Annotated in this window: 12 protein-coding genes and 1 pseudogene; 11 read left to right on the top strand and 2 right to left on the bottom strand. The window is 71.3% G+C overall.

Annotated features, from left to right (window positions below; all coding sequences use genetic code 11):
- The first annotated feature begins 63 nt into the window (after positions 1–63).
- Genes AB0H62_RS15495 through AB0H62_RS15480 form a run of 4 tightly spaced genes read left to right on the top strand, consistent with a single transcriptional unit; the run spans position 64 to position 5,934 of the window.
- The gene (locus AB0H62_RS15495; protein WP_220242370.1) at positions 64–1,149 is read left to right on the top strand and encodes an ABC transporter permease; all 1,086 of its coding nucleotides are present in this window, start codon (positions 64–66) and stop codon (positions 1,147–1,149) included.
- 12 nt (positions 1,150–1,161) lie between these two features.
- Positions 1,162–2,271, top strand: a complete 1,110-nt coding sequence (locus tag AB0H62_RS15490) for a substrate-binding domain-containing protein (protein ID WP_220242368.1) — start codon at positions 1,162–1,164, stop codon at positions 2,269–2,271.
- Positions 2,272–2,281: 10 nt separating this feature from the next.
- The gene (locus AB0H62_RS15485) at positions 2,282–4,795 is read left to right on the top strand and encodes an ATP-binding cassette domain-containing protein (protein ID WP_360586542.1); all 2,514 of its coding nucleotides are present in this window, start codon (positions 2,282–2,284) and stop codon (positions 4,793–4,795) included.
- Between the two features lie 44 nt (positions 4,796–4,839).
- Positions 4,840–5,934: an SDR family oxidoreductase gene (locus AB0H62_RS15480; protein WP_220242366.1), complete on the top strand. Its 1,095-nt coding sequence runs from the start codon at positions 4,840–4,842 to the stop codon at positions 5,932–5,934.
- 44 nt (positions 5,935–5,978) lie between these two features.
- Here AB0H62_RS15480 and AB0H62_RS15475 read toward each other — a convergent pair whose 3' ends face one another.
- Entirely contained in the window at positions 5,979–6,677 is a 699-nt protein-coding gene (locus AB0H62_RS15475; RefSeq protein WP_360586539.1) for a cupin domain-containing protein, read from the bottom strand.
- Between the two features lie 170 nt (positions 6,678–6,847).
- Here AB0H62_RS15475 and AB0H62_RS15470 point away from each other — a divergent pair, with 170 nt between their 5' ends.
- The 5 genes from AB0H62_RS15470 to AB0H62_RS15450 are packed head-to-tail and all read left to right on the top strand — an operon-like array spanning position 6,848 to position 11,982.
- Entirely contained in the window at positions 6,848–7,627 is a 780-nt protein-coding gene (locus AB0H62_RS15470; RefSeq protein ID WP_220242364.1) for a glucose 1-dehydrogenase, read from the top strand.
- 59 nt (positions 7,628–7,686) lie between these two features.
- Positions 7,687–9,072 carry a Xaa-Pro peptidase family protein gene (locus AB0H62_RS15465; RefSeq protein ID WP_360586537.1) on the top strand — a complete coding sequence of 462 codons (1,386 nt, stop codon included), beginning with the start codon at positions 7,687–7,689 and terminating at the stop codon, positions 9,070–9,072.
- 14 nt (positions 9,073–9,086) lie between these two features.
- On the top strand, positions 9,087–10,067 hold the full coding sequence (locus AB0H62_RS15460) for a zinc-binding dehydrogenase (protein ID WP_220242362.1): 981 nt from the start codon (positions 9,087–9,089) through the stop codon (positions 10,065–10,067).
- Complete coding sequence (locus AB0H62_RS15455; protein ID WP_360586535.1) at positions 10,064–11,128, top strand: alcohol dehydrogenase catalytic domain-containing protein; 1,065 nt, start codon at positions 10,064–10,066, stop codon at positions 11,126–11,128. The genes AB0H62_RS15460 and AB0H62_RS15455 overlap by 4 nt, the downstream gene beginning before the upstream one ends.
- Positions 11,125–11,982, top strand: coding sequence for an NAD(P)-dependent oxidoreductase (locus tag AB0H62_RS15450; RefSeq protein WP_220242361.1), 858 nt, complete (start codon positions 11,125–11,127; stop codon positions 11,980–11,982). The genes AB0H62_RS15455 and AB0H62_RS15450 overlap by 4 nt, the downstream gene beginning before the upstream one ends.
- Positions 11,983–12,044: 62 nt before the next feature.
- Here the strand turns inward: AB0H62_RS15450 and AB0H62_RS15445 are convergent, their stop codons facing one another.
- A complete protein-coding gene (locus tag AB0H62_RS15445; RefSeq protein ID WP_360586532.1) occupies positions 12,045–12,977 on the bottom strand; it encodes an LLM class F420-dependent oxidoreductase in 933 nt (310 codons plus the stop codon).
- Between the two features lie 88 nt (positions 12,978–13,065).
- Between AB0H62_RS15445 and AB0H62_RS15440 the strand changes: the two are divergent.
- Both AB0H62_RS15440 and AB0H62_RS15435 read left to right on the top strand, forming a co-directional pair.
- Positions 13,066–13,459, top strand: a pseudogene (locus tag AB0H62_RS15440) (MerR family transcriptional regulator).
- A gap of 242 nt (positions 13,460–13,701) precedes the next feature.
- On the top strand, positions 13,702–14,001 hold the full coding sequence (locus tag AB0H62_RS15435; RefSeq protein WP_360586530.1) for a hypothetical protein: 300 nt from the start codon (positions 13,702–13,704) through the stop codon (positions 13,999–14,001).
- Positions 14,002–14,014: the final 13 nt, after the last annotated feature.

Below are 14,014 nucleotides of genomic sequence, written 5' to 3'. Positions count from 1 at the left end.
ACCTTTGTGGACATAATTCGTCCTGCCCTGCGACCCGGTGCGCTGCACCCGAGGAGCGATCCGATGAGCGACACGAGAAGGGGTTCCGTGGTCGTCACACAGTCGGCCCCGTCGCCCGCCCCGGCTTCGGGGACCGACCGCCCGCGCGGCCGCCCGAGCCTCTGGCGGCAGACGACGGCGCAGCGTGCCTCGCGCGGACTCGTGACGATCCTCGTCGCGACCGCGCTGCTGTTCCTCGTGAGCCTGCTGCTGCAGCCCGAGAGCCTGGGTCGCAGCTCGCTGCAGGGGATGCTGCCCTTCGCCGCGGTGCTCGCCGTGGTCGCGCTCGGGCAGACGCTGGTCGTGCAGCAGGCGGGAATCGACCTGTCGGTGCCCGGCACCGTGTCCCTGAGCGTGATCATCGTGACGCACTACCCCGCCGGTGACAACGGGAAGCTGCTCCCCGCGGTGCTGCTCGCCTACGTCGCGGCGCTGGCGGCGGGGCTGCTCAACGGCCTCGTCGTGAGCCGGCTGGGGATGTCGGCGATCGTCACGTCGCTGGGCACCAACGCGTTGCTGTACGCGGTGGTGCTCGGGGTCTCGGGCGGCTCGCCGGTGACGACCACGGACACGCTGCACTCGCTCGTCACCGGCCGCTTCCTCGGCCTGCCCTACGCGGTCTACATCGCCGTCGTCCTCGTCGCGGTGACCGGCTTCGCGATGAAGCGCACCGTGCCGGGCCGCCGGTTCGAGGCCGTGGGCGACAACCCGGAGGCAGCGGGGCTGGCCGGCCTGCGCGTGCGACGCCACCAGCTCGCCGCCTACGTCTGGGCGTCCCTGCTCTACGGCACCGCGGGCATCCTCCTGGCCGGCATCGTCACCACGCCGGGCGCGTTCCAGGGCGACACGCTGCTGCTGCCGTCGGTCGCGGCTGTCGTGCTGGGCGGCACGTCCCTGCTCGGCGGCAAGGGCAGCCCGGTCGCCAGCGCCATAGCCGCCTTGTTCCTGTCCCAGCTCGACCAGTTCGTGCTGACGCTCGGCGTCAGCGCGGCGACGAACAACATCGTCCAGGCGCTCGCGCTCGCCGCGGGTGTCGCCGTCTACACCGTGAACTGGGCCGCCGTGCGCGGCTGGTTCCGCCGTGTCCCCGCTCCCCGGACCCAGCAGTAGGAAGGGTTTCCCATGTCTGTCCAGCCCCTTCGCCGGTCGTTGCTCGCCGGCTTGGCTTCCCTCGCCCTCGTCACCACCGCCTGCACGGTGGACGACGGCGGCTCGACCAGCGCCGAGGGCGGCAAACCCGCCAACGCGAACGCGCCGGCCTGGTGCGGTTCGAAGCAGGTCACCCTCGGCCTGGCCGACGGCTTCGGCGACAACAACTGGCGCAAGGTCACCACGGCCGAAGCCAAGGCCGAGGTAGCGAAGTGCCCCAGCGTCACGTCGTTCACCTACACCGACGGGCAAGGCAACACCCAGAAGGCCATTTCGGACATCCAGGGCCTCGTCGCCAAGGGCACGCAGGCGATCGTGGTCTTCCCGGACGCGGGCCAAGCGGTGCTGCCCGCCCTGCGCAGCGCGTTCAAGGCGGGCGTGGTCACCGTGCCGTACCGGGTCAACCCGGGCGGAACGCCCGGCCAGGACTACGACGCGTTCGTGAGCACGAACTTCGAGCAGGCCGGGGTGCTGTGGGGCCAGTGGCTCGTGAAGGCGCTCAACGGCAAGGGCAAGGTGCTCAACCTCGGCGGTCCGGCCGCGAACTCGCAGAGCCTCGACGAGTACAAGGGCATGCAGAGCGTGCTCAAGGACCACCCGGGGATCCAGTTCGTCGGTACCACGCCGTACGAGGTGACCAACTGGGACGCCGCGCAGACCCAGCGCGTGATCACCGCGGCGCTGGCCAAGAACCCGGAGATCGACGCGATCACCACGGACTTCGGTGCCGCGCTGGCGAGTTCGTTCTCCGCGTTCACCTCGGCCGGGCGCAAGATCCCGGCGATCGCGACCGAGGACGCCAACCAGCTCGCCTGCAACTGGCAGCAGCAGAAGGACGCCGGCAGCCCGTTCCAGCTGTTCACCGTCTCCTCGCAGAACGCGATGTCCCGCCTGGCGATCGACGTCGCGGTGGCCAAGGCGACCGGCGGTGTGGTGCCGAAGGACCAGGTGTACCCGCAGACCGCGTTCGAGGACTCGATCTCCGGGCAGCCGCACCCCGTCACGTGCGACAAGGAGCTGCCGAGCGACGCGTTCGTGTCCAGCTCGCTGTCCAAAGCGGACCAGACCGCTGCCCTGAAGTAGGAGACCGACCATGACCGAAGTTGCGGCTCTGAGCCTCTCCGGGGTGTCGAAGAGCTACGGGCCCGTGCGGGCGCTGTCGGAGGTATCGCTCGATGTCTTCGGCGGCCGGGTGCACGCGCTGCTGGGTGAGAACGGCGCGGGCAAGTCCACGCTGATGGGCGTCGCGTCGGGCTCCACCCGGCCCGACGAGGGCACGATCACGGTGGCCGGCGAGCCGATCGCGGCCCTGACCACCGACCGGGCGAGCCGGCTCGGCATCGCGATCGTGCACCAGCATCCCGCCGTGCTGGCGGACATGACGGTCGCGGAGAACATCCGCCTCGCCGTGCCCGCCGAGCGGATGCCGGCCGGCACCCCGCGCGTGTGGATGGTGGAACTGCTGCGCCGGGTCGGTTCGGACCTGCGGCTGCAGGACCGGGTGGCCGACCTCGGCGTCGCGCAGAAACAGCTGCTGGAGCTGGCAAAGGCCATCGCGCTGGAGCCGAAGGTGCTGATCCTCGACGAGCCGACCGCGCCGCTGGGTGCCCAGCAGACCGAGATCCTGTTCGACCAGGTGCGCCAGGCCACGGCCCGCGGCACGGCGGTCGTCTACATCACGCATCGCCTCGCCGAGGTGCGCGAGATCGCCGACGAGGTCACGGTGCTGCGCGACGGCCGGGCGCGCGGGCACTCGGCCGTCGCCGACCTCACCGACGACGAGATGCTGCGGTTGATCGTCGGGCGTGAGCTCGCGTCGGCGTTCCCGGAGAAGTACTCGGACCCGGCCGGCGCGAAGGTCGCGCTGGAGGTCGAAGGCCTGTCCGGCGAGGGCTTCCACGACGCGCGGCTCGTCGCGCACCACGGGGAGATCGTCGGGCTGGCCGGCATTGTCGGCAACGGCCAGAGCGAGTTCCTGCGCGCACTGGCGGGACTTCGTCCGTCGACCGGACGGATCGTGCTCGACGGTGTGCCGCTGCGGGGCCGGGCCCTCGTCCGTTCGACCGCGTACATGCCGGCCGACCGCCACCGGGAAAGCCTGCTGCCGGCGATGTCGGTGCGGGAGAACGCCGCGGTCAGCGCGTTGCCCTCGTTCGCAGGCGGGGGAGTGGTCTCCGGCGAACGTGAACGATCCACTGTGGACGCCGAGCTGGCCAAGCTCTCGGTCAAGACCGCTTCGCGCGAGACGAACGTGATGGCGCTCTCGGGCGGCAACCAGCAGAAGGTGGTGATGGCGCGCGCCCTGCTCGCCGCGCCGCGGCTGCTGCTGGCAGACGAGCCGACCCAGGGCGTCGACGTCGGCGCCCGGTCGGAGATCTACACGATCATGCGCGACGTGGCCGCGTCCGGGGTGCCGGTGGTCGTGGTGTCGTCCGACGCCAAGGAGCTGGAAGGACTCTGCGACCGGGTCGTGGTGTTCTCGCGTGGCCACGTCGTCGCCGAGCTCACCGGCGAGGACGTCACCGAGGAGAAGATCACCGGCTCGGTCGTCAACGCCACCACGCTGCGCGGCGACGCGCCATCGGCGAAGAAGGCCGTGCCGGCCAAGCCGGTTCCCTCGACCGGGCGCCCCCCGCTGGCCGAGCGCCTGCGCGACCTGGCCAAGGGCGACTACGCGCCGAGCCTGGTGCTCGCGCTGGTCATCCTCGCGCTCGGCGGCTACACCTTCGCCCACAATGTGCGGTTCCTCGCGCCGTTCAACCTCACCTCCCTGCTGACGCTGCTCACGGCGCTCGCGTTCATCAGCCTTGGCCAGACGATCGTGATCATGACCGGCGGGATCGACCTGTCGGTCGGTCCACTCGCGGGACTCCTGGTGGTGATCGCGTCGTTCTTCGTCACCGACGGCCGCTCGCCGCCGCTCGTGGCGCTCGCGTTCGTAATCATGCTCGTGGTGGCCGTCGGGTCCGGGGTGCTCAACGGGGTGCTGATCCGCTTCGGCGGGTTCACGGCGGTGGCCGCGACCCTTACCCTCTACATCGGACTGCAGGGCGTCTCCCTGCTGCTGCGGCCGTTCCAGGGCGGGTTCATCAGCACGTCGGTCACCGACGCGATCACCGCGACGGTCGGGTTCGTGCCGATCGCGTTCCTCGTGGCGGTGGTGGTCGCCGTCGGGCTGGAGTTCGCACTGCGGTTCACCGCGTGGGGCCGCGGCCTGCGTGCGGCCGGGTCGAACGAGGGGTCCGCGCGGCGCCTGGGCGTGAAGGTGAACCGGGTCCACGTGCTGGCCTACCTCGGCTGCGCCGTCCTGACCTTCTTCGGCGCGCTGCTGCTGATGGCCCAGATCGGCGTCGGCGACCCGACCCAGGGCGTGAGCTACACGCTCTCCAGCATCACCGCGGTCGTGCTGGGCGGCGCGAGCCTCGCCGGCGGGCGCGGGTCGTTCATCGGGACCCTGCTGGGCGCCGCGCTGATCCAGGAAGTGCTCAACGCGACGACGTTCCTGAACCTGAGCCAGAGCTGGCAGTACTTCTTCCAGGGGATCCTGATCCTCGTCGCGGCGGCGATCTACACCCGGGTGCGCCGCCGGACCCCGGCCCTGGTCTGAGCTTTGCCGAACCCGGGCCCAGATCCCAGCAGAAAGAGGAGACAGTGACCGAAACAGCACTCGTCGTCGGGGTCACCGGCATCGCCGGGGCCGCGGTGGCCACCCGGCTGGTCGAACGCGGCTGGGCGGTGACCGGGGTGTCCCGCCGCAGCGAATGCGGCATCGCCGGAGTCCGCTCTGTCCGCGCCGACCTGGAGGACGCGGCCGCGCTGAGCGCCGCGCTCGCGGACACGAAACCGACGCACGTCTTCCTCACCGCGTGGTCGCGCCAGCCGACCGAAGCGGAGAACATCGACGTCAACGCCGGCATCGTGCGCAACGTGCTCGCGGCGGCCACCGCGGGCGGCGCCGTGCGCCACGTCGCCCTGATGACCGGGCTGAAGCACTACCTCGGGCCGTTCGAGGCCTACGCCGCCGGGGTCACGCCCGACACGCCGTTCCACGAGGACGAGGCGCGGCTCGACGTGCCGAACTTCTACTACGCGCAAGAGGACGAGCTCTTCGCGGCCGCCGAGCGCCACGGCTTCACCTGGAGCGTGCACCGGGCGCACACCGTCATCGGCCACGCCGTCGGCAACGCCATGAACATGGGGATGACGCTGGCCGTCTACGCGGCCGTCTGCCGCGAGACCGGGCGGGCGTTCCGCTTCCCCGGCTCGGAGGTCCAGTGGAACGGCGTCACCGACATGACCGACGCCGGGCTGCTGGCCGACCAGATGGTGTGGGCGGCCACCGACGAGAACGGGCGCGACGAGGCGTTCAACATCGCCAACGGCGACGTGTTCCGCTGGCGCTGGATGTGGCCGCGCCTCGCGAAGCTGCTCGGCGTCACCCCGGCCGGGTTCGACGGCAAGCCCGCGCCGCTGGAGGAGCAGATGGCCGACGCCGCCGGAGTCTGGCGCCGGATCGCTGAGCGCCACGGGCTGCGCGAAGCGGACCTCACCCGCGTCGCCTCGTGGTGGCACACCGACAGCGACCTCGGCCGGCCCATCGAGTGCCTCACCGACATGAGCAAGAGCCGCAAGGCCGGGTTCACGGGCTACACCAGCACGCTGGACTCCTTCGCCCGGCTCTTCGAGACCTTGCGCGCGGAGCGGATCATCCCGCCCGCCACGACCGAAGCAAGCACAGCGGAATGACCACAGTGGACGCAATGCGCAGGACACGCGCTCCGGGCGCTCGGTCAGCGCTCGTCGCTCGTCGCCGGGAGCGGGTGGCCGAGCAGCTCGATCAGTTCGGCCGGCGGCTCGGCGAGCCAGTCGCGCGGCCGGCCGGAGCCGGTGCGGCCGACGACGAACCACAGCCCCCGCGCGGGCGCGTCGGTGTGGTTGACGTAGAGGTGCGGGCGCTCGGAGTGGAAGGAGAACGAGTCGCCGGCGCGCAGCACGTGCTCGTCGGACTCGAACCGCAGCGTGAGCTCGCCGTAGAGGAGGTAGGCGTGCTCCCTGCCCTGGTGGCGCATCAGCCCGCCGTCGACGGAGCTGCTCGCGCCGGGCTCGTAGGCCACCAGCAGCGGTTCCACCGACCGCGAGCCGTCGATCGCGAGGCGTTCCCAGCGCACGCCGTTGTCCATGTCCAGCACCGGGTTGTCGGCCGCGCGCTGGATGGTGGTGGCAGCCTCGTCGGGCTCGAGGACGACCGGGCGGCTACCGGGCTCGGCCTTCGTGCGGCGGCCGGTGACCTCGAGGCCGAGCACTTCGTCCAGCGACAGGCCCAGGTGGCTGACCAGCGTGTAGAGCGTGCTCACGGACGGTTGCGACTTGCCGGTCTCGACCTGCGACAGCAGGCTCGCCGAGAGCCCCGTGGCCAGCGCCACGCCGCGCAGGGTGCGCTTCTGCCTGATCCGCGCTTCGCGCAGGGCAGGGCCGATCCGGTCGTCCACGGTGCCGCTCCCGTTCCGTTCGCGGCGCCATCGCCGACTGTTCACTCGATCATACGTTCGTGCGTTGTGGCTGTACACACGCGCGGGTGCGACCTGCGCAACATCCCGGATCGGCGGCGTTTCGTTCAGCGGGAGCGAACGCCGAGCGTCTCGACGAGAGGAGCGTGGCCATGCCGGCTCGGCTGACCGACAGGACCGTGGTGGTGACCGGCGCGGGCCGGGGGATCGGAGCCGCTCTCGCCCGCGGGATGGCGGCCGAGGGCGCGGCGCTGGTCGTCACCGACCGCGACGAACCCGAAGCCGCCGCGGTGGCGCAGTCCATTCGCGACAGTGGCGGGCGGGCGGTGCACCGGCGTGTCGACGTCGTCGACCGCGAAGACGTCCGCGCGGCGATCGACCTCGCCGTGAGCGAGTTCGGCCGGGTCGACGCGTACTTCAACAACGCGGGGTTCAACGAGCCGGAGAAGTTTCTCGACATCACCGAAGCCGTGTGGGAGCGGATCTTCCGCGTCAACGCGTTCGGGGTCGTGCTCGGCAGCCAGGAGGCCGCCCGCCAGTTCATCCGGCAGGGCGGTGGCGGCAAGATCGTGAACACGGCCTCGATCGCCGGCCGCCAGGGCTTCCCGAACTTCGCGCCCTACTGCGCGAGCAAGGCCGCGGTGATCTCGCTGACGCAGTCCGGCGCCCGCGCGCTTGCCGGCCACGGCATCACCGTCAACGCCTTCGCGCCCGGCGTGGTGCGGACCCCGTTGTGGGACAAGCTCGACCGCGACCTCGAGCGCATGGGGGAGGGCGACGCCGGGTTCGCCGCGATGGCCGGCGACATCATCCTCGGCCGCCCGGCCGAACCCGAGGACCTCGTGCCCACGGCCGTGTTCCTCGCCGGCCCCGACTCCGACTACATCACCGGGCAGGTGATCCCGATCGAGGGCGGGATGGTCCTCGTCTGAGGCCGTCCCGCTCGTCACACGTTCCCGGCGGTCCACCGCCGCGGGGGAAAGGAAAACTCATGCCGATCGCCACGTTCGGGCCCAACGCCGTCGACTGGGAGACCAGGATCGACCACGAACGCCTGCGCACGCAACGCCTGCAGCGACTGCGCGAGCAGCTGGACAAGTCGAGCCTCGGCGCCGTCCTCGCGTTCGACTTCGCCAACATCCGCTACATGTCCGCCACCCACATCGGCACGTGGGCCATGGACAAGCTCATCCGGTTCTCCCTGCTGACCCGCGCCACCGACCCGATCGTGTGGGACTTCGGGTCCGCGGCCAAGCACCACGAGCTCTACAACCCGTGGCTCGCCACCACGACCGCCGAGGCCGACGCCGACCCGCACGCGCCGCACCACGGCGCGGTCCGGCCGCGCGCCGAGTCCGGGGCCCGCGCCGGGATCTCCACGCTGCGCGGCGCGTTCCACCCGGACGCGGGCATCGCCGACGAGGTCGCCGCGAAGATCAAGCGCGAGCTGGAGAAGTTCGGGCTGCTCGGCGAACCGCTCGGCGTCGACGTGATCGAGCTGCCGATCCTCGCCGCCCTGCAGCGCGCGGGCATCACGGTCACCGATGGGCAGCAGGTCTTCATGGAGGCCCGGCGCGTGAAGACCGCCGACGAGATCTCGCTGCTGACCCAGGCGGCCTCGATGGTCGACGCGGCCTACGACGACCTCTACCGGTTCCTGCGCCCGGGCGTGCGGGAGAACGAGTGCGTGGGGCTGGTCTCGAAGTCGCTCTACGACCTCGGTTCGGAGTACGTGGAGGGCGTCAACGCGATCTCCGGCGAGCGCTGCTCGCCGCACCCGCACGTGTTCTCCGACCGGCTGATCCGGCCCGGTGACCCCGCGTTCTTCGACATCCTGCACAGCCACCAGGGCTACCGCACCTGCTACTACCGCACGTTCGCGGTCGGTTCGGCCAGCCGCGCGCAGCGTGACGCCTACGTGCGGGCCCGTGAGTACATGGACCACGCCATCGCGCTGGTGCGCCCGGGCGCCACGACGGCGGACATCGTGTCGGTGTGGCCCACCGCGCAGGAGTTCGGGTTCGCCGACGAGGAAGCCGCGTTCGCCCTGCAGTACGGGCACGGCGTCGGGCTGTCCATCTGGGAGAAGCCGATCTTCTCGCGCCTGGTCTCGCTGGAGCACCCCGAGGTGCTGGAGGTCGGGAACGTGTTCGCGCTCGAGACGTACTGGCCCTCGGCCGACGGCATCGGCGCGGCCCGGATCGAGGAGGAGCTCGTGGTGACCCCCGAGGGCTGCGAGGTGATCACCAAGTTCCCGGCCGAGGACCTGCTGGTCGCCGGTCCCCGCTACATCGCCGTGAACGGCGCGCTCTCCACCGCGCGTGAGTCCCAGTCGCACCTCAACACGCCGGCCGGCCGCGGCGAAGCCACCGCCTGAGAAGGAGCCAGACGATGAAAGCCCTGAGGTTCACCGCGGCGGACACGGTGTCCGTCGACGAGCTGGAGGTGCCGCGGATCGCCGCCGACGAGGTGCTCGTCGCGGCCCGCTCGGTCGGCATCTGCCACTCCGACATCGACCTGCTCGAAGGCCGTTACATCATCCCGTTCTCCTATCCGATCATCCCGGGGCACGAGTGGGCGGGCCAGATCGTCGAGACCGGTGCCGACGTCACGGAGTTCGCGCCCGGCGACCGCGTGGTGGGCGAGTGCGTGATCGGCGACGACCACTTCGGCTTCTCGGTCAGCGGTGCGGCGGCGGAGTTCTTCGTCGCCAAACCCGCGTGGCTGCACCGGCTGCCCGATTCGCTGTCGTTCACCGACGGCGCGCTCGTCGAGCCGTTCAGCTGCGGATACCACGCGCTGATGAAGGCGGGCAACGTCAACGCCAGCGACACGGTGGTGGTGTTCGGCGCCGGTCCGATCGGTCTCGGTGTCACCGCCGGTGCCGCGGCGCTGGGCGCGCGCACCATCACCGTCGAGCCGGCGGCCGGGCGCGCGGAAGCGGCGCGCAAGCTCGGCGCCGAGGTGGTGCTCGACCCGACGGCCGGGCCGATCGCGGAGCAGGTGGCCGAGGCGACCGGCGGCGTCGGTGGCACCGTGGTGATCGAGGCGACGGGGCGGCCGTCGGTGATGGCCGACGTGCTGGAGGTCGCCGCGCACGGCGCGCGGGTCGTGTACGTCGGCATCGACGTGGGCGGCAGCGCGCCTGCCGCGCTGGGTCTCATCCAGTCGAAGGAGCTGAGCATCCGCGGCATCATCGGTTCACCGGGGGTGTGGCCGGAGACGCTGCGGTTCCTCGCCCGCGCCGGACTCGACCTGTCCGACCTGGTGACCGGCCGGTTCCCCGTGGAGCGGGCCGCGGAGGCGATCACCGCCTCGCGCGACACGGCGAAGAACATCAAGGTGCACCTCGAGTTCGAGGCCGCGCGGTGACCCCGACCATGAGGGCGGCCGTCTACCACGGCCGCCAGGACGTCCGGATCGAAGAGGTGCCGGTGCCCCGGCTTCGCGACGGCGAGGTGCTCGTCGCCGTGCGGCGCAGCGGGATCTGCGGCTCTGACGCCACGGAGTGGGCGGCCGGCCCGAAGATGGTGCCGCTCACCCGGCGCCACCCCGGCAGCGGGCACCTTGGCCCGATGATCATCGGCCACGAGTTCGTCGGCGAGGTCGTGGACGCCGGCGAGGGGTTCGCCGCGGGCGATCTGGTCGCCGCCGGCGCCGGTGTCTCCTGTGGACAGTGCGATCGCTGCGGTGAGGGCCGCACCAACCTGTGCCGCCGGTACTACACGCTCGGGCTCAACGCCCCCGGCGGGCTCGCGGAATACGTCGCCGCACCCGCCGGCATGCTCCGCCCGATCCCGGCGGGGGTTCCCCTCGACCACGCCGGGCTGGCGCAGCCGCTGGCCGTCGGCCTGCACGCCGCGCGGCGGGCGGGCGTCCGGCCTGGTGACACCGTGGTGGTCATCGGCGCCGGTGCCATCGGCTCCTTCGTCCTGGCCGGGCTGCGGCACCTGGACGACGCCGACGTCACCGTGGTCGACTTCGCCGGCGACAAGCTGGATCGGGCCGCCCGGCTCGGCGCCGCCCGGACCGTGGACGCGGCGGGCGACGTCGTCGAGGCGGTGCGGGAGCTGACCGGTGGGCGTGGCGCCGACGTGGTCATCGAGGCCAGCGGTGCGCCGGGGCAGTTCGAGAACGCGCTGCGGATGGTCACCGACGGCGGACGGATCCTCGCCGTCGGCCTGCCCAAGCAGGCGCCCGCGGTGGACCTGTTCGGCCTGGTGCTGCGCGAGATCACCGTCGAGTCGACGGTGGCGCACGTGTGCGGGGCGGATCTGGTGCCGGCGTTGGAGATCCTTTCCGCCGGTGTGCTCGGTGCCGAGCTGCTCGACTCGGTGATCGGGCTCGACGAGCTCACCGACCGCGGCCTCGCGCGGCTGGCTGCCGGGGGAGTGGACGGCAAGGTCCTCATCGACCCGGGGAGGCGCTTGTGAAGGTCGCGGTGCTGGGACTGGGCGCGATGGGCTCGCAGCTGCTCCTGCGGCTGGTCGACAGCGGCGTCGACGTCGTCGGCTGGAACCGCGATCCCGAACGGGCGCGCCGAGCCGGAATTCCGCCGGACCGGGTCGCGGCCTCGGCGGCCGACGCCGTGACCGGGGCCGACGTGGTGATCGCCATGCTCGCCGACGGGCCGGCCTTGCGGGCCGTGCTGACCGGGGTCGTCGACGCGCTCGCCGGGACCACGCTGGTGCTCGACATGGGCACCTCCGGGCCGACGGTCGCGCGCGAAGTGGCGGAAACCCTGGCCGGGCACGGGATCCGGTTCGCCGAGGCCCCGGTGTCCGGGTCGGTCGGCGCGGCCCGCTCCGGGTCGTTGACGATCATGTTCGGCGGTGCGGCCGAGGACCTGTCCGCGGCGGACCCGGTGCTGCGGTTCCTGGGCGGGCGGACCATCCACATCGGACCGGTCGGCACCGCCTCGACGCTGAAGCTGTGCGTCAACGCCCTGCTGCACACCTTCAACGCCACCCTCGGCGAGGTCCTCGGCACCGCGACGCGCGCGGGTATCGACCTGCGCACGGCCTACGACACGATCGGCGAGTCCGCCATCGCCGCCCCGTTCGTGCGCTACAAGCGCGACGCCTTTCTGTCCGAGACCAACCCTCCGGTGGCCTTCGCGGTGGACCTGGTGCGCAAGGACCTCGAACTGTTCCTCGACGCGGTTCCCGACCCGGCGCGGCAGAGCCCGACGGTGCGGACCGCCGTCGACGTCGTGCACCGGGCCCAGTCGGCCGGTCTCGGACAGGAGGACATGGCGACGCTCGCGCGGCTGTACAACGGGAGCTGAGCGCTCCGGCGCTGGTCAGGCGGTGACCCCGGAACCGGTTGCGGCTCCGGTGGCGTCGCCGGTCAGACGTCGGCCCGGTCGCGGATTTCCACGGCGGTCTCGAGCATCTGCCGGGTGCTGGTGAACCAGTCCTGCAGGTTCAGGTCCACGATGAGCTCGTCCGCGCCCGCCTCGGCGGCCGTGTGGACGTCTTCCAGGATCTGGTCGAGGGTGCCGACGAACGCGGTGCGATCGGGGCCGGCCGGGCGGTCGGTGAAGGTGACGTTGCCGACCACGACCATCTCCATCCGGCTCGCGTCGCGGCCGTAGTCGGTGGCCAGCTCCCGGATGCGGTCCCAGCCGGTGCGCAGTTCGGCGGTGCCGGCCGGGCCGGGGGTGGTGAGCAGCGGCAGCCAGCCGTCGGCGCGCTGGGCGATGCGCCGCAGGGCGCGGGAGTCGCCACCGCCGCCCAGCATGACGGGGATCTTCGACACGGGCTTGGGCAGGACCGCCGCGTTGTCGATGACCGTGCGGGTGCCGCGGAAGGTCACCGGGTCCGGGCCCCACGCGGCGTCGAACACGTCGAGGGTCTCGTCGAGGATGCGGCCGCGGTCGGCGCGCGTGGTGCCGGCGGCCTGGAGCTCGTCGGTGGACCAGCCGGTGCTCAGGCCCGCGATCACGCGGCCGCCGCTGAGCTGGTCGACCGTGGCCAGCTCCTTCGCCAGCTGGATGGGCAGGTGGAGCGGGGCGACCAGGACGGACGTGCCGAGGCGCACGGTGCTGGTCACCACCGCGGCGGCGGTGAGCACGGCCAGGGGATCGGCGGCCTGCCGCTGCGCGGCGGGCCACGGCGCGTTCGGCACCCCGTACGGTTCGAGGGGCTTCTCCGGGAAGAGCAGCCGTTCGTAGGTCCACAAGCCGGCGTAACCGGCCGCTTCCGCCGTGCGGGCCGCTTCGACCACGTCGTGCCGCAGGTCCACACCCAGTCGTTGGGGCAGGCGGAGTCCGAGCTTCATGACAGTTCTCCGAGCGAGTCGTGATTGTCCTGACAGGACCGAGTTTGAACATTCACATTGGTGTGAAGGTCAAGGTAGTCTTGGACACATGAGAGTCGGTGAGCTCGCGGAGCGCACGGGCGTCTCCACCCGGCTGCTGCGCTACTACGAGGAACAGGGCCTGCTCGCGCCGAGCCGCGGCGGCAACGGGTACCGCGAGTACACCGAGTCGCACGTGGACGTCGTCCGGCAGATCAAGGGACTGCTCGACGCGGGGCTGCCGACCCGTATCATCGAGCAGCTCCTGCCGTGCCTGGACAAGCCCCAGACCATCTACGTGCCCGACGTGACCTCCCGAGATGATCACCACCCTGCACCGCGAGCAAGACCGGCTGACCGAACGCATCGAGTTCCTGACCCGCAACCGGGACGCGATCGCCGATTACCTCGACGCGGTCGTCAACGTCAAGGCAGCGAACGCCGCGAGCAAGGCCATGTCCTGAGCCTCCCCGGGCGCCGGCAGTGAAACGGTCCCGAGTTCTGCGGGGTGTGCCGGGCCGTCGCGCGGACGTGTCCGGTGGGTGCCCGGGCCGGCTCCAATGGAGCAGCGCTGTGACGTTCCGCTGGCTTTCACTCACTCGCCCGATGAATTGCCGGTAATTCTCCCGCGCTTCTACGCTGGAAAAGGTCGAGATCCTCGTGCCTGGGAGGAATTGTGCGTCGAAATCTGCTTGTTCTTGCCGCGATGTTGTTTTCTTTGCTGGGTCTGTCCGCTGTTCCCGCCGCGGCGAGTGGTGACCAGTTCGCCGCGGCGGGCTGTTTCGGGGAGCGCTACAGCATCTTTTTCGGACAGGGCATCAGTGTTTCGTGCCTGCCCGGCGAAGGTCACGGCTACCGCGTGATCGCCCACTGTGCGAGCGGAAACGCGTTCTGGTTCGCGGCGGGTGATTTCGTCCCGTACGGATTCGGCCCGGCGACCGCGGAATGCAACGGTGCGCTGCTCGTGCCCGCGAGTGTGGTCGCGTATCAGGTCGACGAAATCTGATTTCTCGCGCTGA

The organism is Amycolatopsis sp. NPDC050768 (assembly GCF_040654155.1).
GTDB lineage: Bacteria > Actinomycetota > Actinomycetes > Mycobacteriales > Pseudonocardiaceae > Amycolatopsis.
Note: the sequence above shows the minus strand (reverse complement) of the source record. Positions and strands in the feature narration are given on the sequence as shown.